General features: G+C 55.2%; 16 protein-coding genes and 6 tRNA genes. 19 read left to right on the top strand and 3 right to left on the bottom strand.

Annotation, left to right across the window (positions count from 1 at the left end; all coding sequences use genetic code 11):
- Positions 1-110: 110 nt before the first annotated feature.
- Together glnS and nagE are read right to left on the bottom strand one after the other, a co-directional pair.
- A complete protein-coding gene (gene glnS / locus M495_RS05480; protein WP_020825642.1) occupies positions 111-1,775 on the bottom strand; it encodes a glutamine--tRNA ligase in 1,665 nt (554 codons plus the stop codon).
- A 251-nt stretch (positions 1,776-2,026) separates the two neighbouring features.
- On the bottom strand, positions 2,027-3,973 hold the full coding sequence (gene nagE / locus M495_RS05475) for a PTS N-acetyl glucosamine transporter subunit IIABC (protein WP_041414298.1): 1,947 nt from the start codon (positions 3,971-3,973) through the stop codon (positions 2,027-2,029).
- A 335-nt stretch (positions 3,974-4,308) separates the two neighbouring features.
- Here nagE and nagB point away from each other — a divergent pair, with 335 nt between their 5' ends.
- The 12 genes from nagB (at position 4,309) to M495_RS05415 (ending at position 12,861) form a co-directional block, all read left to right on the top strand.
- Positions 4,309-5,109 carry a glucosamine-6-phosphate deaminase gene (nagB, locus tag M495_RS05470; RefSeq protein ID WP_020825640.1) on the top strand — a complete coding sequence of 267 codons (801 nt, stop codon included), beginning with the start codon at positions 4,309-4,311 and terminating at the stop codon, positions 5,107-5,109.
- Between the two features lie 18 nt (positions 5,110-5,127).
- The gene (nagA, locus tag M495_RS05465; RefSeq protein ID WP_020825639.1) at positions 5,128-6,267 is read left to right on the top strand and encodes an N-acetylglucosamine-6-phosphate deacetylase; all 1,140 of its coding nucleotides are present in this window, start codon (positions 5,128-5,130) and stop codon (positions 6,265-6,267) included.
- 27 nt (positions 6,268-6,294) lie between these two features.
- Positions 6,295-7,515, top strand: coding sequence for a DNA-binding transcriptional regulator NagC (gene nagC, locus M495_RS05460; RefSeq protein WP_020825638.1), 1,221 nt, complete (start codon positions 6,295-6,297; stop codon positions 7,513-7,515).
- A 67-nt stretch (positions 7,516-7,582) separates the two neighbouring features.
- Positions 7,583-8,335 (top strand): HAD-IIA family hydrolase, encoded by a 753-nt coding sequence (locus tag M495_RS05455; protein WP_020825637.1) that lies wholly within the window; start codon positions 7,583-7,585, stop codon positions 8,333-8,335.
- Between the two features lie 178 nt (positions 8,336-8,513).
- On the top strand, positions 8,514-9,968 hold the full coding sequence (locus tag M495_RS05450; RefSeq protein ID WP_020825636.1) for a carbohydrate-binding protein: 1,455 nt from the start codon (positions 8,514-8,516) through the stop codon (positions 9,966-9,968).
- A 404-nt stretch (positions 9,969-10,372) separates the two neighbouring features.
- Positions 10,373-12,037: an asparagine synthase B gene (gene asnB / locus M495_RS05445; RefSeq protein ID WP_020825635.1), complete on the top strand. Its 1,665-nt coding sequence runs from the start codon at positions 10,373-10,375 to the stop codon at positions 12,035-12,037.
- A gap of 220 nt (positions 12,038-12,257) precedes the next feature.
- Positions 12,258-12,334 (top strand) — tRNA-Met (locus M495_RS05440).
- An 8-nt stretch (positions 12,335-12,342) separates the two neighbouring features.
- Positions 12,343-12,427: transfer RNA gene (locus tag M495_RS05435), tRNA-Leu, on the top strand.
- Between the two features lie 29 nt (positions 12,428-12,456).
- A tRNA-Gln gene (locus tag M495_RS05430) sits at positions 12,457-12,531 on the top strand.
- Positions 12,532-12,575: 44 nt separating this feature from the next.
- Positions 12,576-12,650 (top strand) — tRNA-Gln (locus M495_RS05425).
- 40 nt (positions 12,651-12,690) lie between these two features.
- A tRNA-Met gene (locus M495_RS05420) sits at positions 12,691-12,767 on the top strand.
- Positions 12,768-12,786: 19 nt separating this feature from the next.
- A tRNA-Gln gene (locus tag M495_RS05415) sits at positions 12,787-12,861 on the top strand.
- 104 nt (positions 12,862-12,965) lie between these two features.
- Here M495_RS05415 and ubiF read toward each other — a convergent pair.
- The gene (ubiF, locus tag M495_RS05410; RefSeq protein ID WP_020825634.1) at positions 12,966-14,147 is read right to left on the bottom strand and encodes a 3-demethoxyubiquinol 3-hydroxylase; all 1,182 of its coding nucleotides are present in this window, start codon (positions 14,145-14,147) and stop codon (positions 12,966-12,968) included.
- 196 nt (positions 14,148-14,343) lie between these two features.
- On the opposite strand from ubiF, the gene miaB reads away from it, so the two are divergent.
- The 7 genes from miaB (at position 14,344) to M495_RS05375 (ending at position 21,790) form a co-directional block, all read left to right on the top strand.
- Positions 14,344-15,768: a tRNA (N6-isopentenyl adenosine(37)-C2)-methylthiotransferase MiaB gene (gene miaB / locus M495_RS05405; RefSeq protein WP_020825633.1), complete on the top strand. Its 1,425-nt coding sequence runs from the start codon at positions 14,344-14,346 to the stop codon at positions 15,766-15,768.
- A gap of 132 nt (positions 15,769-15,900) precedes the next feature.
- The gene (locus M495_RS05400) at positions 15,901-16,236 is read left to right on the top strand and encodes a zinc ribbon domain-containing protein YjdM (RefSeq protein ID WP_020825632.1); all 336 of its coding nucleotides are present in this window, start codon (positions 15,901-15,903) and stop codon (positions 16,234-16,236) included.
- A gap of 215 nt (positions 16,237-16,451) precedes the next feature.
- Positions 16,452-17,507, top strand: a complete 1,056-nt coding sequence (locus tag M495_RS05395) for a PhoH family protein (RefSeq protein ID WP_020825631.1) — start codon at positions 16,452-16,454, stop codon at positions 17,505-17,507.
- Complete coding sequence (gene ybeY, locus M495_RS05390; RefSeq protein WP_020825630.1) at positions 17,504-17,977, top strand: rRNA maturation RNase YbeY; 474 nt, start codon at positions 17,504-17,506, stop codon at positions 17,975-17,977. Before M495_RS05395 ends, ybeY begins: the two co-directional genes overlap by 4 nt.
- Before the next feature lie 84 nt (positions 17,978-18,061).
- A complete protein-coding gene (gene corC / locus M495_RS05385) occupies positions 18,062-18,940 on the top strand; it encodes a CNNM family magnesium/cobalt transport protein CorC (protein WP_012005653.1) in 879 nt (292 codons plus the stop codon).
- A 7-nt stretch (positions 18,941-18,947) separates the two neighbouring features.
- Complete coding sequence (gene lnt / locus M495_RS05380) at positions 18,948-20,477, top strand: apolipoprotein N-acyltransferase (protein ID WP_020825629.1); 1,530 nt, start codon at positions 18,948-18,950, stop codon at positions 20,475-20,477.
- A 416-nt stretch (positions 20,478-20,893) separates the two neighbouring features.
- Positions 20,894-21,790 (top strand): amino acid ABC transporter substrate-binding protein, encoded by an 897-nt coding sequence (locus M495_RS05375; protein ID WP_020825628.1) that lies wholly within the window; start codon positions 20,894-20,896, stop codon positions 21,788-21,790.
- Positions 21,791-21,933: the final 143 nt, after the last annotated feature.

Genomic DNA, 21,933 nt, shown 5'->3' with positions numbered 1-21,933 from the left:
TTAAACATTGATTGAGCGAACTACATCGCAACAGGAAAGGTAAATAACGGCGACAGACATAAAAAAAGCGCAACCGAAGTTGCGCTCTTATTGCGTTAACCACTTATCACTCAGGCACCGATTTTAGCCCAGGTGTCGCGCAAACCAACGGTGCGGTTAAACACCAGATGCTCTGCCGAGGAGTAACGATTATCGGCGCAGAAATAGCCCTCACGCTCGAACTGATAGGCTTTTTCCGGCTGTGCAGTTGCCAGGCTTGGCTCCACAAAGCCGTGCTTGATTACCAGCGACTCAGGGTTAATGGTGGCAAGGAAGTCCTCTGCCGCTGCCGGATTTGGCACGTTGAACAGACGATCGTACACGCGAATTTCCGCCGGCAACGCGTGCTCGGCAGACACCCAGTGGATCACGCCTTTCACCTTACGGCCATCGGCAGGATCTTTGCTCAAGGTATCCGGATCGTAGCTGCAGAAGATAGTGGTGATCTCGCCTTCTGCGTCTTTCTCCACGCGTTCCGCTTTGATCACGTAGGCATTACGCAAACGCACTTCTTTCCCCAGCACCAGACGCTTGTATTGCTTGTTGGCTTCTTCGCGGAAGTCAGCACGGTCGATATAAACCTCGCGGCTGAACGGCACTTCACGGCTGCCCATTTCCGGCTTGTTCGGGTGATTAGGCATCGTCACCATTTCCACGCCGGAAGTCATATTTTCAATGACAATCTTAACCGGATCCAGCACCGCCATCGCACGCGGTGCGTTGTCGTTCAGCTCTTCACGGATGCAAGCTTCGAGCGCCACCATTTCAACGTTGTTATCCTGCTTGGTCACGCCGATACGCTGGCAGAATTCGCGGATGGATGCGGCGGTATAGCCACGACGACGCAGGCCGGAAACGGTCGGCATACGCGGGTCATCCCAACCTTCAACGATTTTCTCGGTCACCAACTGGTTCAGCTTACGCTTAGACATGATGGCGTATTCGAGATTAAGGCGTGAGAATTCGTACTGACGCGGATGACAAGGGATGGTGATGTTGTCCAATACCCAGTCATACAGACGACGGTTGTCCTGGAATTCCAGCGTACACAGCGAATGGGTGATCCCTTCCAACGCATCGGAAATGCAGTGGGTGAAATCGTACATCGGGTAGATGCACCATTTGTTGCCGGTCTGGTGGTGTTCCGCGAACTTGATGCGGTACAGCACAGGATCGCGCATCACGATAAACGGTGACGCCATGTCGATCTTGGCACGCAGGCAGGCGCTACCTTCGGCAAATTCGCCGTTGCGCATTTTTTCAAACAGCGCCAGGTTTTCTTCCACGCTGCGACCGCGGTACGGGCTGTCTTTGCCCGGAGAGGTCAGGCTGCCGCGATATTCACGGATTTGCTCAGGCGACAGCTCGTCGACGTAGGCCAGCCCTTTGTTAATCAGCTCTACCGCATACTGGTGCAGCTGATCGAAGTAATCTGAGGAGTAACGGACGTTGCCGCTCCACTCAAAGCCCAGCCACTCCACGTCGTGTTTGATGGATTCAACAAACTCGATATCTTCTTTTACCGGGTTGGTGTCATCGAAACGCAGGTTGCACTGGCCCTGGTAATCTTTGGCGATGCCAAAGTTCAGGCAAATGGATTTAGCATGGCCGATATGCAGATAACCATTCGGCTCCGGCGGGAAACGGGTATGTACCGACGTATGTTTCCCTGAAGCCAGATCTTCATCGACGATCTGACGGATAAAATTGGTTGGGCGGGCTTCAGCCTCACTCATTTCACTATTCCTCAATGCAAAGCGCTACACATAACCGCCTATGATCCAACAAGCCACGCCCGGAAACAACCGTTTGTTTCATGAAAAATGCGGGGCGCTGCACCACGACAGATCGCCGCACCACATCGGGGCAACTTTCGTCACCTATCGCCCATAAAAAAGCGGGAAGAGATTGCTCTCTTCCCGCCAAAGGTAGGGTGCGTTCCGTCATGACTCGTTAAACACCCCGGGTACTACTCAGGTAAATCGGTTTACTTTTGGATCTCGAACAGTTTGGTCTGGCCTGCGACCACAGAACCGGTCGCCAGCGCCGACAGACCGGCGTAATCGTCAGCGTTGCTGACCACTACCGGGCTTATCATCGAGCGTGCGTTGGCGTTCAGGAAGTCCAGATCCAGTTCAAGGATTGGCTGACCGGCTTTCACCTCAGCGCCCTCTTCAACCAGACGCTTGAAGCCCTGACCGTTCAATGCCACGGTGTCGATACCCATGTGCACCACAATCTCCGCACCCTTGTCCGTTTCCAGGCAGAAGGCGTGGTTGGTGTTGAAGATTTTCACGATGGTGCCGTCAGCCGGCGCCACGACGGTTTTATCGGTTGGGCGAATCGCCAGACCGTCACCTACCGCTTTGCTGGCAAAGGCTTCATCAGGAACCTGATCCAGCGCCACCACTTCACCGGTGACCGGAGCCACCAGCGACTCGAAGGCCACTTTCACCGCATTAGGCACCGCCTGTGCTTTTACTGCGGTCACACCGGCTGCCGGTGCCACTTCTGCCGCAGGAACCGGACCGGCTGCGATAACCGCACGCATACCGTCGGCAATGGCTTCCGCTTTAGAACCCACGATGACCTGAACGGTTTGCTTGTTCAGTTTCACCACGCCGGAGGCACCCAGACGTTTGCAGCTTGCATCAAGCACTTTCGAAGAATCTTTCACGCTCAGACGCAGACGGGTGATGCAAGCATCAATGCCGGTCAGGTTGTCTGAACCGCCGATGGCACCGATATAGCTGCGAGACAGCGCGCGCAAGCCTTCGTCGGTATTGCTGTTGGCTTCCGGTGCAACGATATCGTCAGACGCATCTTCACGACCCGGAGTTTTCAAGTTGAATGCACGGATAATGATGGAGAACAGTACGAAGTACACCGCGAAGGCGACCAGACCCATCACGACCAGCATCCAGACGTTTTTACTGGCGGCCGGCAGGTTGTACATCAACACATAGTCGATGGCGCCTGCAGAGAAGGAGAAGCCAGCGTGAATGCCCAGCAGGGTGGCTACAAACAGGCTGATACCGGTCAAAATAGCATGGACCAGATACAGCAGCGGAGCCAGGAACATGAACAGGAATTCAAGCGGCTCAGTCACACCGGTCAGGAACGCGGTCAGTGCCACAGACAGCAACATACCGCCAACCATTGGGCGACGCTCTTTCGGCGCAGCGAAATACATGGCCAGTGCCGCACCCGGCAAACCGAACATCATGATTGGGAAGAAGCCGGACATGAACATCCCGGCAGTGCCGTCGCCCGCGTAGAAGCGGTTGATGTCACCGTGGAAGATGGTGCCCGCGGCATTGGTGAATTCACCAATCTGGAACCAGGCGATGGTGTTCAATACCTGATGCAAGCCGGTTGGGATCAGCAGACGGTTAACGAAACCGAAGATGCCGGAACCCACAGCGCCCATGGACACAATCCATTCACCGCCGGCGTGGATGGCATTCTGAACCGGTGGCCAGATATAACCAAAGATCGCCGCAAGGATTAAACAGAAAAAGCCGGTTGCGATAGGAACGAAGCGTTTACCGCCGAAGAAGGAAAGGAACTCAGGCAGTTTGATGCCGGACCAGCGGTTATAAACCGCCCCGCCCACCAGACCGGTAATAATACCGGCCAGCACACCCATATTGATCGCCGGGTTGATGGTGACCATCGCTTTGGTCAGGATGAAGTAACCTACCGCACCCGCCAGTGCTGCTGAACCGGCATTGTCTTTCGACCAGGTTGCTGCCACACCGATAGCGAAGATCAACGCCAAATTATCAAAGATTGATCCACCGGCCTGTGCGATGAACGAAATATTGAGTAAGTCGGGCTGGCCGAAGCGGAGCAAAAGCGCCGCCACGGGCAGTACTGCGATTGGCAGTTGCAACGACCTGCCCAATCTTTGGAAAAAGCCGAGTATGTTCACCTTAATATTCCCCCTAATGCCCTTTTATGGGCTTTATCATATTTTACGCTAGCGCCATCACACACTGCGATTAACTCTGGACGAACGACAACAAAGTGGAGTGTAAAAAAATTATTTCGTATCGCAAATTAAAACCTCCTTTTTTGTGATTTATATCACCAAAAAGCAGTCTTAAGCTGCCACATTGCTAGCCATCACACAAAACTTATTTTATCATTAAAAAAATCATCGAACCTGACGCATCACGTGAGAATCATAAACCTGGGTTAGGCTTAAGACTCTCGTTCAGGCACGAACCAGTATAGCTTTAGTTTACTTACCCCAAGAGGTGTTAGATGAGACTTATCCCACTGAAAGATACTGCACAAGTCGGCAAATGGGCCGCACGCCATATCGTCCAGCGCATCAACGCATTCAAGCCTACTGCGGAGCGTCCGTTTGTGCTCGGCCTGCCAACCGGCGGTACTCCGCTGGAAGCGTACAAACATCTGATTGCGATGCACAAAGCAGGTGAAGTAAGCTTTAAGCATGTGGTGACTTTCAACATGGATGAATACGTTGGCCTGCCGCAGGAACACCCGGAAAGCTATCATACCTTCATGTACCGTAATTTCTTTGATCACGTTGATATCCCACGCGAAAATATCAACCTGCTGAATGGTAATGCACCGGACGTTGACGCCGAGTGCCGCCAGTACGAAGCGAAAATCAAATCCTACGGCAAGATCAACCTGTTCATGGGTGGCGTTGGCATCGACGGTCATATCGCGTTTAACGAGCCGGCTTCATCTCTGGCCTCGCGCACTCGCATCAAAACCCTGACCGAAGATACCCGCATCGCCAACTCCCGCTTCTTTGGCGGCGACGTTAGCCTGGTACCGAAGTTTGCACTGACCGTGGGCGTGGGCACGCTGCTCGACGCTGAGGAAGTGATGATTCTGGTGACCGGCCACGCCAAGGCTCAGGCGCTGGAAGCCGCTGTGGAAGGCAACATCAACCACATGTGGACCATCAGTTGCCTGCAGTTGCATGCCAAAGCCGTTGTGGTGTGCGATGAGCCATCCACCATGGAGCTGAAAGTCAAAACCGTTAAGTATTTCCGCGAATTAGAAGCGGAAAGCGTGAAGAGTCTTTAATTCCTGCAGGGGGCTACGATGTTCGCTTTAACCCACGGCCGTATTTTTACCGGCCACGACGTACTTGACGACCATGCAGTGGTAATCGCTGATGGGCTGATTGAACGAGTTTGCCCGCTGGCTGAACTGCCGGCCGGCATTGAAACGCGCGATCTGGGTGGCGCTATCCTGGCCCCCGGTTTGATCGACGTGCAGCTTAACGGCTGCGGCGGCGTGCAATTTAACGATTCGCTGGACGCCATTTCGGAAGAGACGCTGGAAATTATGCAGCGTGCCAACGAAAAATCCGGCTGCACCAGCTATCTGCCGACGCTGATCACCAGCAGCGACGAATTTATGAAGCACAGCATCGAAGTGATGCGCGCTTATCTGAAAAAACACCAGAATCAGGCGTTGGGTCTGCACCTTGAAGGGCCGTACCTTAGCCCGTTGAAAAAAGGCACCCATAACCCGGCGTTTATCCGCAAGCCAACCAGCGAGATGATCGACTACCTGTGCGCGAATGCCGATGTGATCACCAAGGTGACGCTGGCACCGGAAATGGTAGAGCCGCACTTTATCAAGCAACTGACCGACGCCGGCATCGTGGTGTCCGCCGGTCACTCGAATGCGACTTACGAACAGGCCCGCACCGGTTTTGCTGCCGGCATCACTTTCGCCACGCACCTGTATAACGCCATGCCGTATATCACCGGGCGCGAACCGGGGCTGATGGGGGCAATTTTCGACACGCCTGAAGTCTACACCGGCATTATCGCCGACGGCCATCACGTGGCCTGGGCGAGTATCCGTAACGCCAAACGCATGAAAGGTGATAAATTGGTGCTGGTCACCGACGCCACCGCCCCGGCGGGTGCCGATATTGACCAATTTATTTTTGCCGGTAAAACAATATACTATCGCGATGGGCTGTGCGTGGACGAGAACGGCACCCTGAGCGGCTCTGCGCTGACCATGATTGACGCGTTGAAAAACAGCGTTGAACACGTCGGCATCGCGTTGGATGAAGCGCTGCGTATGGCGACACTCTATCCGGCGCGTGCTATCGGCGTGGACGATCGTTTAGGCACGATCGAAGCCGGTAAGGTGGCAAACCTGACCGCGTTTACCCGCGACTTTAGCATCACCAAGACGCTCGTTAACGGTAACGAGGTTTAATTTCATGAACAGCGAGTAAAATTATTGATGAGTACTGGCGGACAGGCACAGATAGGGAACGTTGACTTAGTCAAACAACTCAACGGCGCGGCAGTTTACCGCCTGATCGACCAACAGGGTCCGATCTCGCGCATTCAAATAGCCGAACTGAGCCAGCTAGCGCCCGCCAGCGTCACTAAAATTACTCGCCAGCTGTTGGAGCGCGGGCTGATCAAAGAAGTCGATCAGCAAGCCTCCACCGGCGGCCGCCGCGCCATTTCCATTGTCTCCGAAACCCGGCATTTCCACACCGTGGCCGTTCGCCTCGGGCGTCACGATGCCACCATCACCCTGTACGACATGAGCGGAAAATCGCTCGGTGAAGAGCACTATCCGCTGCCGGAAAGGACCCAGGAAACACTGGAAAATGCGTTGTTCACCGCCATTGCGCAATTTATCGAAGACTACCAGCGCAAGCTGCGCGAACTGATCGCCATCGCGGTGATCCTGCCAGGTCTGGTTGACCCGGCGCTCGGTGTGGTGCGCTATATGCCGCACATCAGCGTCAGCAACTGGCCGCTGGTAGACAACCTGCAGCAACGTTTTAACGTCACCAGCTTTGTCGGCCATGACATCCGCAGCCTGGCTTTGGCCGAGCACTATTTTGGCGCCACACGCGACTGCGAAGACTCCATTCTGGTGCGTCTGCACCGCGGCACCGGTGCCGGCATTATCGTCAACGGTCAGATTTTCCTGGGTAATAACGGCAACGTCGGCGAAATCGGCCATATTCAAATCGACCCGCTGGGCGAACGCTGCCACTGCGGCAACTTCGGCTGTCTGGAAACCGTCGCTGCCAATGCCGCGATTGAACACCGCGTGCGCCAGTTACTGACTCAGGGCTACCCGAGCAAGCTGACACTCGACGACTGCAGCATCTCCGCCATCTGCAAGGCCGCCAACCGCGGGGATCTGCTGGCCAGCGAAGTAATCGAACACGTCGGCCGCTACCTCGGCAAAGCCGTGGCCATTGCCATTAACCTGTTTAATCCGCAGAAAGTGGTGATCGCCGGTGAAATTACCGAGGCGGAAAAAGTGCTGCTGCCAGCAATCCAAAGCTGCATCAATACTCAGGTGCTGAAGGACTTCCGCAAGAACCTGCCGGTGGTCACCTCCGAACTCAATCATCGCTCGGCGATCGGGGCTTTCGCCCTGGCCAAGCGAGCAATGCTCAACGGCGTGCTATTGCAGCGATTGCTGGAAAGCTGATCCGCCGCCTAAGGCAGGTGTGTTATCTTCGCGTTTTGCCTGCCGCCAATCATGAGAAACAGCAACAATGACAATCAAAAACGTTATATGTGATATCGACGGCGTGCTGCTGCATGACAACACGCCAGTTCCCGGCGCCGATCTTTTCCTGGCGCGGATTCAGGAACAGGGCATGCCGCTGGTGGTGCTGACCAACTACCCGTCGCAGACGGCGCAGGATCTGGCGAACCGCTTCTCCGCCGCCGGGCTTGAAGTCCCGGAAAGCGCGTTTTATACCTCCGCCATGGCCACCGCCGATTTCCTGCGCCGTCAGGAAGGCAAAAAGGCCTACGTGGTGGGCGAAGGCGCGCTGATCCATGAATTGTATAAAGCCGGATTCACCATTACCGACATCAACCCGGACTTCGTGATTGTCGGGGAAACCCGCTCCTATAACTGGGACATGATGCATAAGGCCGCCTACTTCGTGAATAACGGTGCGCGCTTTATCGCGACCAACCCGGATACTCACGGCCATGGCTTTGTGCCTGCCTGCGGCGCGCTGTGCGCCCCGATCGAGAAAATCACCGGCCGCAAGCCGTTTTACGTCGGCAAACCCAGCCCGTGGATCATCCGCGCCGCGCTCAACAAAATGCAGGCGCATTCGGAAGAAACGGTGATCGTCGGCGACAACCTGCGCACCGATATCCTGGCGGGCTTCCAGGCCGGTCTGGAAACCGTGCTGGTGTTGTCCGGCGTCTCGACGTTGAACGACGTGGAAACCATGCCGTTCCGCCCGAGCTACATCTTCCCTTCCGTTGCCGATATCAATATTTTCTAATCGCTGAGGTGGCCATCGCGGCCACCTTATTTTCGCCCCAATTTGAATTTAATTTATTATTGTCGCGAAAAGGTTTCACCCCGCCCTCGTTAAAAATCCGCACTATGTATTTACGCCCCGTCAATAATCCCTATTGACGGCGTGTGGAATTAATCTTACCTAAAATAACGAGGTTACTATGAGCTCCGATAACATTATCAATGCACAAGCTGCAGATGACGCAGCCGCCATGCCGGATATGTCCAATAAAAAAATCATGATGGGTTTTTGGCACAACTGGGCCGCCGGCGCCAGTGACGGTTATCAGCAGGGCCAATTCGCCAATATGAACCTGACCGACATCCCGGCCGAATATAACGTGGTGGCCGTAGCCTTTATGAAGGGCGTGGGTATCCCAACCTTCAAACCTTACAACCTGTCCGATGCCGAGTTCCGTCGCCAGGTCGGCGTATTGAACAGCCAAGGCCGCGCGGTACTGATTTCTCTGGGCGGCGCCGACGCGCATATCGAATTGAAAACCGGCGACGAAGACAAACTGAGCAATGAAATTATCCGTCTGGTGGAAACCTACGGTTTTGACGGTCTGGATATCGATCTGGAACAGGCGGCTATCGGTGCAGCCAATAATAAAACCGTTTTGCCTGCCGCACTGAAAAAAGTAAAAGCGCATTATGCCGCCGAAGGTAAAAACTTTATTGTCAGCATGGCGCCAGAATTCCCTTATTTGCGGACTAATGGGACTTACCTGGATTATATTACCGCTCTCGAAGGGTTTTATGACTTTATTGCACCGCAATATTATAACCAGGGCGGTGACGGTATTTGGGTCGATGAAGCCAATGGCGGCAAAGGCGCCTGGATCACCCAGAATAACGACGCGATGAAAGAAGACTTTCTGTATTACCTGACCGAAAGCCTGGTTACCGGCACCCGCGGCTACACCAAAATCCCGGCATCCAAATTTGTGATCGGTTTACCTACCAACAATGATGCCGCCGCCACCGGTTATGTGGTCGACAAACAGGCGGTCTATAACGCTTTCGCGCGCCTTGACGCCAAAAGCTTGTCGATCAAGGGCCTGATGACCTGGTCGGTGAACTGGGACAATGGCAAGAGTAAGGCTGGCGTGGCCTATAACTGGGAATTCAAAACTCGTTATGCCGCGCTTATTCAGGGAGGAGTCACCCCGCCGCCGGGAAAGCCTGAAGCGCCTACCGCGCTGAACGCCAGTGCGATTACCGCAACGTCGCTGACGTTGAACTGGGCTGCGGCAAGCAGCGTCAAACCGATTAGCCATTATACGGTTTACCGTAACGGCAGCGCCATTGGCCAAACCGGTGGCCTGTCGCTGCAGGACAGCGGCCTGACGGCTGCCACACAGTACAGCTATTTTGTCACCGCCACCGACAACCAAGGCAATACGTCGCTGCCAAGCAGTGCGCTGGCAGTTAAAACCTCGGACGGCGGTACGCCTCCCGATCCGGGCGTGGCCGAGTGGCAGAACAACCACAGCTATAAAGCCGGTGACGTGGTGACGTATAAAGGCAAGAAATACACCTGCCTGCAGGCGCACACCTCCAATGCGGGATGGACGCCGGATGCGGCCTTCACCCTGTGGCAGTTGATCGCCTGATAGTCGGCAATGAGTTGCCGGTAAAATTACCCGGCAACTCATCCATTGATTGAAAAAATGAATATTCATCAATTTTTATATCATTTAACTGAACATCCGCTAATTTTCGACCTCCCCCAAACAACTATTTTTCGGCGCAGCGCTAAAACGCTTGCATCCCCTGCCGGTTTTGACGCATTTTCATAAACACAACGCAGCAAAACCGCGCCATCGTTGATGCAGCGGCCATGCTGCCTATAACAGCAAATACAACATCACAGTCTATGCCCAAAATAATTCGAGTTGCTTGTCGGCGGCAACTGAGCGAAGCCCCAGGAGCTTACTCAAGGGGTGAGTGAAGGCAGCCAACACCCAAGCCACTTGAAGTATGACAGGTATAAAAAAGTCGTTAGGAGAGTCGGTATATGTGTTCTATTTTCGGTGTGCTCGATCTGAAGTCCGATCCCGTTGAATTGCGTAAGAAAGCGCTGGAGCTGTCCCGTCTGATGCGCCACCGCGGCCCAGATTGGTCCGGTGTTTACGCCAGCGATAAAGCCATCCTGGTGCATGAGCGCCTGTCGATTGTCGACGTCAACAATGGTGCCCAACCGCTGTACAACGCTGCGCACACCCACGTTCTGGCCGTTAACGGCGAGATCTACAACCATCAGGCGCTGCGCCAGCAGTTTAGCGATCGCTACCAATTCCAGACCGGCTCCGACTGTGAAGTGATTCTGGCGCTGTACCAGGAGAAAGGCCCTGACTTCCTCGACGAACTGCAAGGGATGTTCGCCTTCGCGCTGTACGATTCAGAGAAAGACGCTTACCTGATTGGCCGCGACCATCTGGGCATTATCCCGCTGTACATGGGCCATGACGAATTCGGCAACCTGTATGTCGCCTCTGAAATGAAAGCGTTGGTGCCGGTTTGCCGCACCATTAAAGAATTCCCGGCGGGCAGCTACCTGTGGAGCCAGGACGGCGAGATCCGCGAATATTATCAACGTGACTGGTTCGATTACGACAACGTTAAAGACAACGTGACCGACGCCAATGCCCTGCGCAACGCGCTGGAAGACTCGGTGAAAAGCCACCTGATGTCCGACGTACCCTATGGCGTCCTGCTGTCCGGCGGCCTGGATTCTTCGGTGATCTCCGCCATTACCAAAAAGTACGCGGCACGCCGTGTCGAAGATCAAGAGCGCAGCGAAGCCTGGTGGCCACAGCTGCACTCCTTCGCCGTGGGTCTGGAGGGTTCACCGGATCTGCGCGCCGCGCAGGAAGTGGCAAATCACCTGGGCACCGTGCACCATGAGATCCACTTCACCGTACAGGAAGGTCTGGACGCCATTCGCGACGTGATTTATCACATCGAAACCTATGACGTTACCACCATTCGCGCTTCCACCCCGATGTACCTGATGTCACGCAAGATCAAGGCGATGGGCATCAAGATGGTGCTGTCTGGCGAAGGCGCGGACGAAGTGTTCGGCGGCTACCTGTACTTCCATAAAGCGCCGGATGCCCGTGAGTTCCACGACGAAACCGTACGTAAACTGTTAGCACTGCATATGTTTGACTGCGCGCGCGCCAACAAGGCGATGTCCGCCTGGGGTGTGGAAGCCCGTGTGCCCTTCCTGGATAAAAAATTCCTCGACGTGGCTATGCGCATCAACCCTAAGGACAAAATGTGCGGCAATGGCAAAATGGAAAAACATATCCTGCGCGAATGTTTTGAATCCTATCTGCCGGCCAGCGTCGCCTGGCGCCAGAAAGAGCAGTTCTCCGACGGCGTGGGTTACAGCTGGATTGACACGCTGAAAGAGGTCGCTGCCAAGCAGATCAGCGATCAACAGCTCGAAACCGCACGTTTCCGTTTCCCGTACAACACGCCGAGCTCCAAAGAAGGCTACCTGTATCGCGAAATTTTCGAAGAGCTGTTCCCGCTGCCAAGCGCGGCAGAATGCGTGCCTGGCGGCCCGTCAGTGGCCTGTTCCTCAGCCAAAGCCATCGAATGGGACGAGTCATTCAAGAAAATGGACGATCCTTCTGGTCGTGCAGTCGGCGTTCACCAGTCCGCCTACAAATAATCACGCCGGGTTTTCTCCCCAAGGCGGGCCTCTGGGCCCGCCTTTTTGCTGATGTTTTCAACCATTAATTGCCTGAACTGATGCTTTTATCGCCATACTGTTCACAACCCAGACAAACGACACATCCAGCCGCTTTTTCGGGAAAAAACTTGTTGACGCAAAACGGCCATATACGCATAATGCGCCCCGCAACGCCGATGAAGGTTGCGCGAAAAAAGATGGCTACGTAGCTCAGCTGGTTAGAGCACATCACTCATAATGATGGGGTCACAGGTTCAAATCCCGTCGTAGCCACCATCTTTTTTGCGGGAGTGGCGAAATTGGTAGACGCACTAGATTTAGGTTCTAGCGCCGCAAGGTGTGCGAGTTCAAGTCTCGCCTCCCGCACCATTTCTTTTCATCGAGTTGCAGGCAACAGGTGGGGTATCGCCAAGCGGTAAGGCACCGGTTTTTGATACCGGCATTCCCTGGTTCGAATCCAGGTACCCCAGCCATCTTTTTTAGGATGGGGATGTTGCAAAAAAGTTAAACGTGTTGATGGGGTATCGCCAAGCGGTAAGGCACTGGTTTTTGATACCAGCATTCCCTGGTTCGAATCCAGGTACCCCAGCCATACCAATGCTGTTGACTTTTAAAGTAAAATATCGAAAAATGGCTACGTAGCTCAGCTGGTTAGAGCACATCACTCATAATGATGGGGTCACAGGTTCAAATCCCGTCGTAGCCACCATATTTTACTGTTACACCATTGGGGTGTCGCCAAGCGGTAAGGCTCTGGTTTCTGATACCAGCATACCCAGGTTCGAATCCTGGCACCCCAGCCACATTTAGAAAAGCCCGCTTCGGCGGGCTTTTTGCTATCTGGAATTTGGCGAGACCGGATGAATAAGGGCGCGACATTGAACTGCGCCCTTGTAGGAAGGGCCGCCTACAGCCCCAGCGCGTATTTCAGCGCATGTTCCTTCAACTTGCCCGCCCGCTGGGCCGCCATCAACGCAATATTGCGCGCCACGCAAAGCGGCGACAAATTATTGCTGAAAGCGGTATAAAACAGATCCATACCACTTTGCATCAGCAAGTTATCGGTGCGACGGCGACGCTGATAACGCATCAGCACCGCTTCGCTGCTCCAGTCTTCACCCAACTCGCGTGCATCACACAAAACCGCCAGCAAGGCTTCTACGTCACGATACCCCAGGTTTACTCCCTGCCCGGCTAACGGGTTGATGGTATGTGCCGCGTCACCGAGCAACACCAACCCCGGCAACACGTAGCGTTGTGCATGGCGGCGCGCTAACGGGAAAGATCCGGCCGCATGCACCTTCACTTCCCCTAAGCGGGCAGGAAAGGCTTCGGCGATCTCTTTATCAAGCTGCGCTGGCGGCATCGCCTGCAGCTGGCGGATGCGCTGCGGGCTGTCGTACCACACCAGCGAGGCCCATTGATCATACAACGGCAGGAAAGCCCGGGGACCGGAAGGGAAAAACTGCTGCCAGGTCGTATCTTGCTGCGGCGCGCCGGTATCGACGGTGATCAGCATGCAGGACTGGCGGTACTGCCAGCCGCTGGTGCCGATAGCGGCCAAATTGCGCACCTGCGAGTTGGCTCCATCGGCCCCCACTACCAAACGCGCTTGTAGCGTCTGTGAAGAGTCCAGCGTCACTTGCCAGTGGTCGTCATTCCGCTGCAGCGAACGCAGCCTGGCGGGGCAATAGAGCGTCAGATTTTCGCACTGCTCCAGCTGTTGCCAGAGCGCCAGTTGCAAAATACGGTTTTCTACCATAAAACCCAGCTCCGGCAGGCCGAGCGAGGCGGCGTCAAACGCTACCCGTGAAGAGGCCCACTCCCAGGTTTCCAATCGGCGGTAAGGCGCCGAGCGCATCGCTTGCACCGCCGGCCAGGCGCCGAGTTGTTTCAGCAACCCCACCGAGGTGCAGCCGATGGCGGAAATACGCAGATCCGGCGGGCTTTGCGCATCGAACGCCTGCGGCGCCTGATGTTCCAGCAAGGCCACCGACCAACCGGCCTGCGCCAGCCCCAATGCGGCGGCCGCGCCGACCATTCCGCCGCCTACCACCACGGCGTCATACCGTTTTTGAGATACGTTCATATTGGCTATGTTTTCTTAGTGAATTATCGCCATTCCCACCGGCATGGCGTTTGGCTCCAGTGTAACGGATTTTTAATTTGGCTTCAGGTCGCATGGTGTTTTCCCCGCGCTGGTCACAACGGCGTCAAATGTTTACAATAAGCGCCCTGCATGTCGCGTATCGCAACTTTCGTCCGCACTGAGTAATGGCAAGTCAATGACCAAAAAACTACATATCAAAACCTGGGGCTGCCAGATGAATGAATATGATTCATCGAAAATGGCGGACTTACTGGGAAGCACACACGGTTACCAATGGACCGACAACGCTGAAGAAGCGGACGTGCTGCTGCTGAATACCTGCTCGATCCGTGAGAAAGCGCAGGAAAAAGTTTTCGCCATGTTAGGGCGTTGGAAACTGCTGAAAGAAAAGAACCCGGCGCTGATCATCGGCGTCGGTGGCTGCGTGGCCTCACAGGAAGGCGAACACATTCGCAGCCGCGCGCCCTGCGTCGACGTCGTGTTCGGGCCGCAGACCCTGCACCGCCTGCCGGAAATGCTCAACCACGTGCAGGGCACCCGCAGCCCCATCGTCGACATCAGCTTTCCGGAAATCGAAAAATTCGATCGTCTGCCGGAACCGCGTGCCGAAGGCCCTACCGCCTTCGTCTCCATCATGGAAGGCTGCAACAAGTACTGTACCTTCTGCGTGGTGCCTTATACCCGCGGTGAAGAAGTCAGCCGCCCAAGCGATGACGTCCTGTTTGAAGTCGCCCAACTGGCGGCGCAGGGCGTACGCGAAGTCAACCTGCTCGGCCAGAACGTCAACGCCTATCGCGGCGCGACTTACGACGGCGAAATTTGCTCGTTTGCCGAACTGCTGCGCCTGGTGGCGGCCATCGACGGTATCGACCGCATCCGTTTCACCACCAGCCATCCGATTGAATTCACCGACGATATCATCGCGGTTTATGAAGACACGCCGGAGCTGGTGAGCTTCCTGCATCTGCCGGTACAAAGCGGCTCAGACCGTATACTGACCATGATGAAGCGCGCGCATACCGCGTTGGAATACAAAGCGATCATTCGCAAGCTGCGCAAGGCGCGGCCGGACATCCAGCTCAGCTCCGATTTTATTATCGGCTTCCCGGGTGAAACCCAGGCCGATTTCGAACAGACCATGAATCTGATTGCCGAGATCAACTTTGATACCAGCTTCAGCTTTATCTACTCGTCCCGCCCTGGCACACCGGCGGCCGATATGGTCGATGACGTCAGCGAAGAGGAAAAGAAACAGCGTCTGTATATCCTGCAGGATCGCATCAACCAGCAGGTGCTGCAGTTCAGCCGCCGGATGCTCGGAACCGTACAGCGTATTTTGGTGGAAGGCACTTCCCGCAAAAGCGTGATGGAGCTGGCGGGCCGGACAGCCTGCAACCGCGTGGTGAACTTTGAAGGCACGCCGGATATGATCGGTCAGTTCGTTGATGTGGAAATCACCGAGGTTTTGACCAACACACTGCGTGGCGCAGTGGTACGTACCGAACAGCAGATGGACCTGCGCGTGCATGAATCCCCGCAGTCAGTCATCGCCCGAACCCGAAAAGAGAACGCGCTGGGCGTCGGCATTTATCAGCCCTGACGCCCTCTCCGCAGTGCTGTAAGCCGTGGCGCCCGACGCCACGTCAGCGATTATCCTTATGACTTATCAGCCGGGTCTCGATGCCCGGCTATTTTCTTTTTTTTTATTTTTTTGATTAAGAGGCGACATAACATGCAACTCCCACACTGCCCAAAGTGCAACTCCGAATACACCTACCAGGATAACAACCTGTTTATCTGCCCTGAGTGCGCCCACGAGTGGAGCGACAGCGCGCCGGCGGACGACAGCGATACGCTGATTGTCAAAGACGCCAACGGCAACCTGCTGGCCGACGGCGACGCCGTGACCGTAGTGAAAGACCTCAAGGTCAAAGGCAGCTCTTCCATGCTGAAAATCGGCACCAAAGTGAAGAACATCCGCCTGGTGGAAGGCGACCACAACATCGACTGCAAGATCGATGGCTTTGGCCCGATGAAGCTGAAATCCGAATTCGTGAAAAAGAACTGATCGCCAGCCCTGAATCTCCAAAGCATTACGCGGCTGTTTTGGCCGCGTTTTTCCTCCTTCGGCCCTTGAATTTTGCCGCCGACGCACAGATAGATCATGGGTAAACTTGCGCCAGTGCGGCGCACCATGAATAATTCAAGGTAGAGAGTTCAGGCTTGGCCCTGGACGCGCGTACCGAAAACCAACCAGGCCCGATATGAGCCTTGAGGAATAGTTTGAACGTCGCAACACAAGAAATTTTGTTAGAGCCGGCAGACAATAAGCGATTGCTCAGCCTGTGCGGCCCGTTTGATGACAATATCAAACAACTCGAACGCCGGTTGGGCATTGAGATCAACCGCCGTGACAACCGTTTCAAGCTGGTCGGCAAGAACCCGTGCGTGGTTGCCGCCGCCGATATCTTGCGCCATCTGTATGTGGACACCGCCCCCATTCGCGGCGTGATCCCGGATATCGACCCGGAGCAGATCCATTTAGCGATCAAAGAAAGCCGGGTGCTGGAACAGGTTGCCGACAGCGTGCCGGATTACGGCAAGGCGGTGACCATCAAAACCAAACGCGGCATGGTGAAACCGCGCACGCCGAATCAGGCGCAATACATTGCCAATATTCTCGATCACGACATCACCTTCGGCATCGGCCCGGCCGGTACCGGCAAGACCTACCTGGCGGTCGCCGCTGCGGTGGACGCATTGGAACGCCAGGAGATCCGCCGCATTCTGCTGACCCGTCCAGCGGTTGAAGCCGGTGAAAAACTGGGCTTCCTGCCGGGGGATCTGAGCCAGAAGGTCGATCCTTACCTGCGCCCGCTGTATGACGCCCTGTTCGAAATGCTGGGCTTTGAGCGCGTGGAGAAGCTGATCGAACGTAACGTGATAGAAGTCGCGCCGCTGGCCTATATGCGCGGCCGTACGTTGAACGACGCGTTTATCATCCTCGACGAGAGCCAGAACACCACCATCGAACAGATGAAGATGTTCCTGACGCGTATTGGCTTCAACTCCAAGGCGGTCATCACCGGTGACGTGACGCAGATAGACCTGCCGCGCAATCAAAAATCCGGCCTGCGCCACGCGGTGGAAGTGCTGTCGGACGTCGAAGAACTGAGCTTCAATTTCTTCCATAGCGAAGACGTGGTACGCCATCCGGTGGTGGCCCGCGTGGTCATCGCTTATGAAGCCTGGGAAGCCGCCGAACAAAAACGCAAAGATGCGATTGCCGAACAACGTAAACGCGAGGCAACCATCGCCTCCGAGCAGGAGACACCATGAGCCAGGTGATTTTGGATCTGCAGATTGCCTGTGCAGACAGCAACGGCCTGCCGGATGAAGCCACCTTCCAGCGCTGGCTGGAAGGCGTGCTGCCGCAGTTTCAGGAGGAGGCCGAGGTCACCATTCGCCTGGTGGATGAAGCGGAAAGTAACGAGTTGAACCTGACCTATCGCGGCAAAGACAAACCGACCAACGTGCTGTCTTTCCCGTTCGAAGCTCCCCCGGGTATCGAGCTGCCGCTGCTGGGCGATCTGATCATCTGCCGTCAGGTGGTTGAACAGGAAGCCGTCGAGCAAGAGAAGGCGCTGGAGGCCCACTGGGCGCATATGGTTGTCCATGGCAGCCTTCATCTGCTAGGGTATGACCACATCGAAGACGATGAAGCCGAAGAAATGGAGTCTTTGGAAACCGAAATCATGCACGGACTGGGTTACCCGGACCCGTACCTGGCGGAAAAAGACCCCCTCTGACGTCAGCTGATTTCCCCGCAGCCCCCGTATGGGGCTGCCGCTGACTCCCCTAACTCTGACATGAGTGATATTAACTAAAACGCCATGAGCGACGACCATTCACAAAGCAATGACAGCCCCAGTCCCAAGAAGGGGTTCTTTACTCTTATCCTTAACCAGCTGTTCCACGGCGAACCCAAAAACCGTGGCGATCTGGTAGAGCTGATCCGTGATTCCGAGCAAAACGACCTGATCGATCCCGATACCCGAGACATGCTGGAAGGCGTGATGGATATCGCCGAGCAGCGCGTGCGCGATATCATGATCCCGCGCTCCCAGATGGTGACGCTCAAGCGTAACCAAACGCTGGAAGAGTGCCTGGACGTGATCATTGAATCCGCCCACTCGCGCTTCCCGGTGATCAGCGAAGATAAAGATCACATCGAAGGCATTCTGATGGCCAAGGATCTGCTGCCGTTTATGCGCGCGGAATCCGAGGAATTCAGCATCGACAAGGTGCTGCGCACCGCCGTGGTGGTGCCTGAAAGCAAGCGAGTAGACCGGATGCTGAAGGAGTTCCGCTCCCAGCGTTATCACATGGCGATTGTCATTGATGAGTTCGGCGGCGTGTCCGGCCTGGTCACCATCGAAGATATTCTGGAACTGATTGTCGGCGAAATCGAAGACGAATACGACGACGAAGACGATCTGGATATCCGCCAGCTCAGCCGCCATATGTATACCGTGCGAGCGCTGGCGCCAATTGAAGACTTCAACGAAGCCTTCGGCACCCACTTCAGCGACGACGAGGTCGACACCATCGGCGGCCTGGTGATGCAAGCCTTCGGTCACCTGCCTGCACGCGGGGAAACCATTGAAATCGAAGGTTACCTATTTAAAGTTGCGATGGCGGACAGTCGACGTATCATCCAGGTTCATGTAAAAATTCCGGACGATTCTCCGCAACCGAAACTGGAAGAATAAATCAAACATGGCTAAAGCCTCTTTCCTTGAACGCCAGTGGGTTCGCGCCCTGCTGGCGCTGTTGACCGGCGCCAGCGGCACGCTGGCGTTTTCCCCTTACGATATCTGGCCGGCGGCCCTTGTCTCTCTGTTCGGCCTGTTGGCCGTAACCCTGAACCGCACCACCAAACAGTCTGCCTTGCTCGGTTTTTGCTGGGGTTTCGGTCTGTTCGGGACGGGAATCAACTGGGTTTACGTCAGCATTGCCGACTTCGGCGGCATGCCTTTCTCCATCAACATTTTCCTGGTTGTGCTGCTGGCGGCTTACCTGTCGCTGTATACCGGGCTGTTCGCCGGGTTACTGGCACGTCTGTGGCCGACCACCAGTTGGTACCGTTTAGCGATTGCCGCCCCCGTGTTGTGGCAAGTCACCGAGTTTTTACGTGGCTGGGTGCTGACCGGTTTCCCCTGGCTTCAATTTGGCTACAGCCAGATTAACGGCCCGCTGAAAGGCGTGGCGCCGTTGCTCGGGGTAGATACCATCACCTTTATGCTGATGGCGATCGCCGGGCTGTTGGTGTACGCCGTCAATCAACGCCGGATCGCCGCGGCAGGGGTTGCCATCGCACTGCTGTTGCTGCCGTGGCCGTTGCGCCAGCTGCACTGGTTTACCCCGCAACCGGACAAGGCGGTCAACGTCGCGATGGTGCAGGGCAATATCGCTCAGTCGATGAAGTGGGATCCGAAAGCGTTGGTCAGCACCTTGCAAACCTATTTGGACGAAACGCGTCCTTATATGGGCAAAGCGCCGATCATCATCTGGCCGGAGTCTGCCATTCCGGATTACGAAGCCAGCCAGAACGGCTTCCTGACCATGATGGATGACCTGATGCGCGCCAAAAACAGCAGCCTGATCACCGGTATTGTTGATGTGCGTGCTACGCCGCAGGGCCAGCAAATCTACAACAGCGCCATCGTGCTGGGCGAGCCGACGCCGTACGTTTATCCGGCCAAGGACCGCTATAACAAGCACCATCTGGTGCCGTTTGGCGAGTTTGTACCGCTGGAAACGCTGCTGCGCCCGCTGGCACCGTTCTTCGATTTACCGATGTCTTCATTCAGTCGTGGCGACTACGTCCAGCCACAGCTCAGCGTGAAAGGCTATAACCTGACGGCGGCGATCTGTTATGAGATTGTTCTCGGCCAGCAGGTTCGCGACAACTTCCGGCCGGACACCAACTTCCTGCTGACCATCTCCAACGACGCCTGGTTCGGCCATTCCATCGGCCCATGGCAGCACTTCCAGATGGCGCGCATGCGTGCTCTGGAGCTGGGTCGCCCTCTGTTGCGCAGCACCAATAACGGCGTCACCGCCGCGGTAGACGCCAACGGTGAGGTGATCGCAGAGATCCCTCAGTTCACCCGCAAGGTGCTGGAGGTGAAAGTCACACCAACCACTGGCATAACACCTTATGCCCGTTTTGGCGCCACGCCATTGTGGATAATCACCCTGCTGCTTGGCGGCCTGGCGTTGATCCTCGGCCTGCGCCGTAAATAACCCCCCCGGGGCGCTGCCCGTCAGCGCCCCGTTTCCCTCATCCACCTTGCAGCTTTCCACGCCGCACTCTCCCACGCGACTAGCATAAAGCGTCGCCAAATCAATGCTTCTGGCACACTCCTTGCTTTAATTACGCTGTTATAGAGAGCCGATTTACTTTTACTGACGTTTTGTCGCACCTGTGCACAACTCAAGAGCATGACCGGCACCACAAAGGTGCATTGGGGTTTTGTTGCATTAATTTGGTGCGCGTGGCGTCTCAAAAAAAGAAACATTTTAGTTTCAATCCATTCACAATCGGCTATTTTCTAACGGTTATGTGTTCTAAGACTATCTTTATACTTGAGCAATAAATCTCCATTTAGAATCTGATGCTCTTTGAATTTGAGCCACCACAACAGCAAAGGAGTTGGACCATGCAAATGCGTAAATTGGCGTTATCGTTACTGCTGATCGGTATGGCAGGTAACGTAGCCCATGCGGAAGAACTGACCGGTACGCTGAAGAAAATCAAAGACAACGGCGTGATCGTTGTCGGCCACCGCGAATCGTCAGTGCCGTTCTCCTACTACGACAACCAGCAAAAAGTTGTGGGTTACTCCCAGGACTACTCCAACCAAATCGTTGAAGCGGTTAAGAAAAAACTGAACGCTCCTGATCTGCAGGTCAAAATGCTGCCGATCACCTCACAGAACCGTATCCCACTGCTGCAAAACGGCACTTTTGACTTCGAATGCGGCTCGACCACCAACAACCTCGAACGCCAAAAACAGGCGGCCTTCTCCGATACCATCTTCGTGGTCGGTACCCGTCTGCTGGTGAAAAAAGGCTCTGACGTCAAAGACTTCAAGGATCTGGCGGGCAAACCTGTCGTGGTGACCTCAGGCACCACCTCTGAAGTGCTGCTCAATAAACTGAACGACAGCGGCAAGATGAACATGCGCATCATCAGCGCCAAAGACCACGGCGACTCCTTCCGTACCTTGGAAAGCGGTCGTGCAGTAGCCTTTATGATGGATGACGCCCTGCTGGCGGGTGAACGCGCGAAAGCGAAGAAGCCGGACCAATGGGAAATTCTGGGCACACCGCAGTCGAAAGAAGCCTACGGCTGTATGCTGCGTAAAGACGATCCTGAGTTCAAAAAACTGGTCGATGACACCATCGCTCAAGCTCAAACTTCAGGCGAAGCAACAAAATGGTTTGATAAGTGGTTCAAACAGCCTATTCCACCGAAGAACCTCAACATGAACTTCGAACTGTCCGACGACATGAAGCAACTGTTCAAAGAGCCTAACGATAAAGCATTGAACTAATAGAACAAGAGCTGGGGCGGCCGCCAGGCCAAACCAGCCCTGTTGATGGCTGGGACAGACAGGAATACGGGAGGCCGTTCCCCTCCCGTATTTTTCCCATAACGCATTACCGATGCCCGCACACATAAGTCAGCCCGACTGGC

It is taken from the genome of Serratia liquefaciens ATCC 27592, from assembly GCF_000422085.1.
Lineage (GTDB): Bacteria > Pseudomonadota > Gammaproteobacteria > Enterobacterales > Enterobacteriaceae > Serratia > Serratia liquefaciens.
This window is presented reverse-complemented; position numbering and strand designations above follow the sequence as displayed.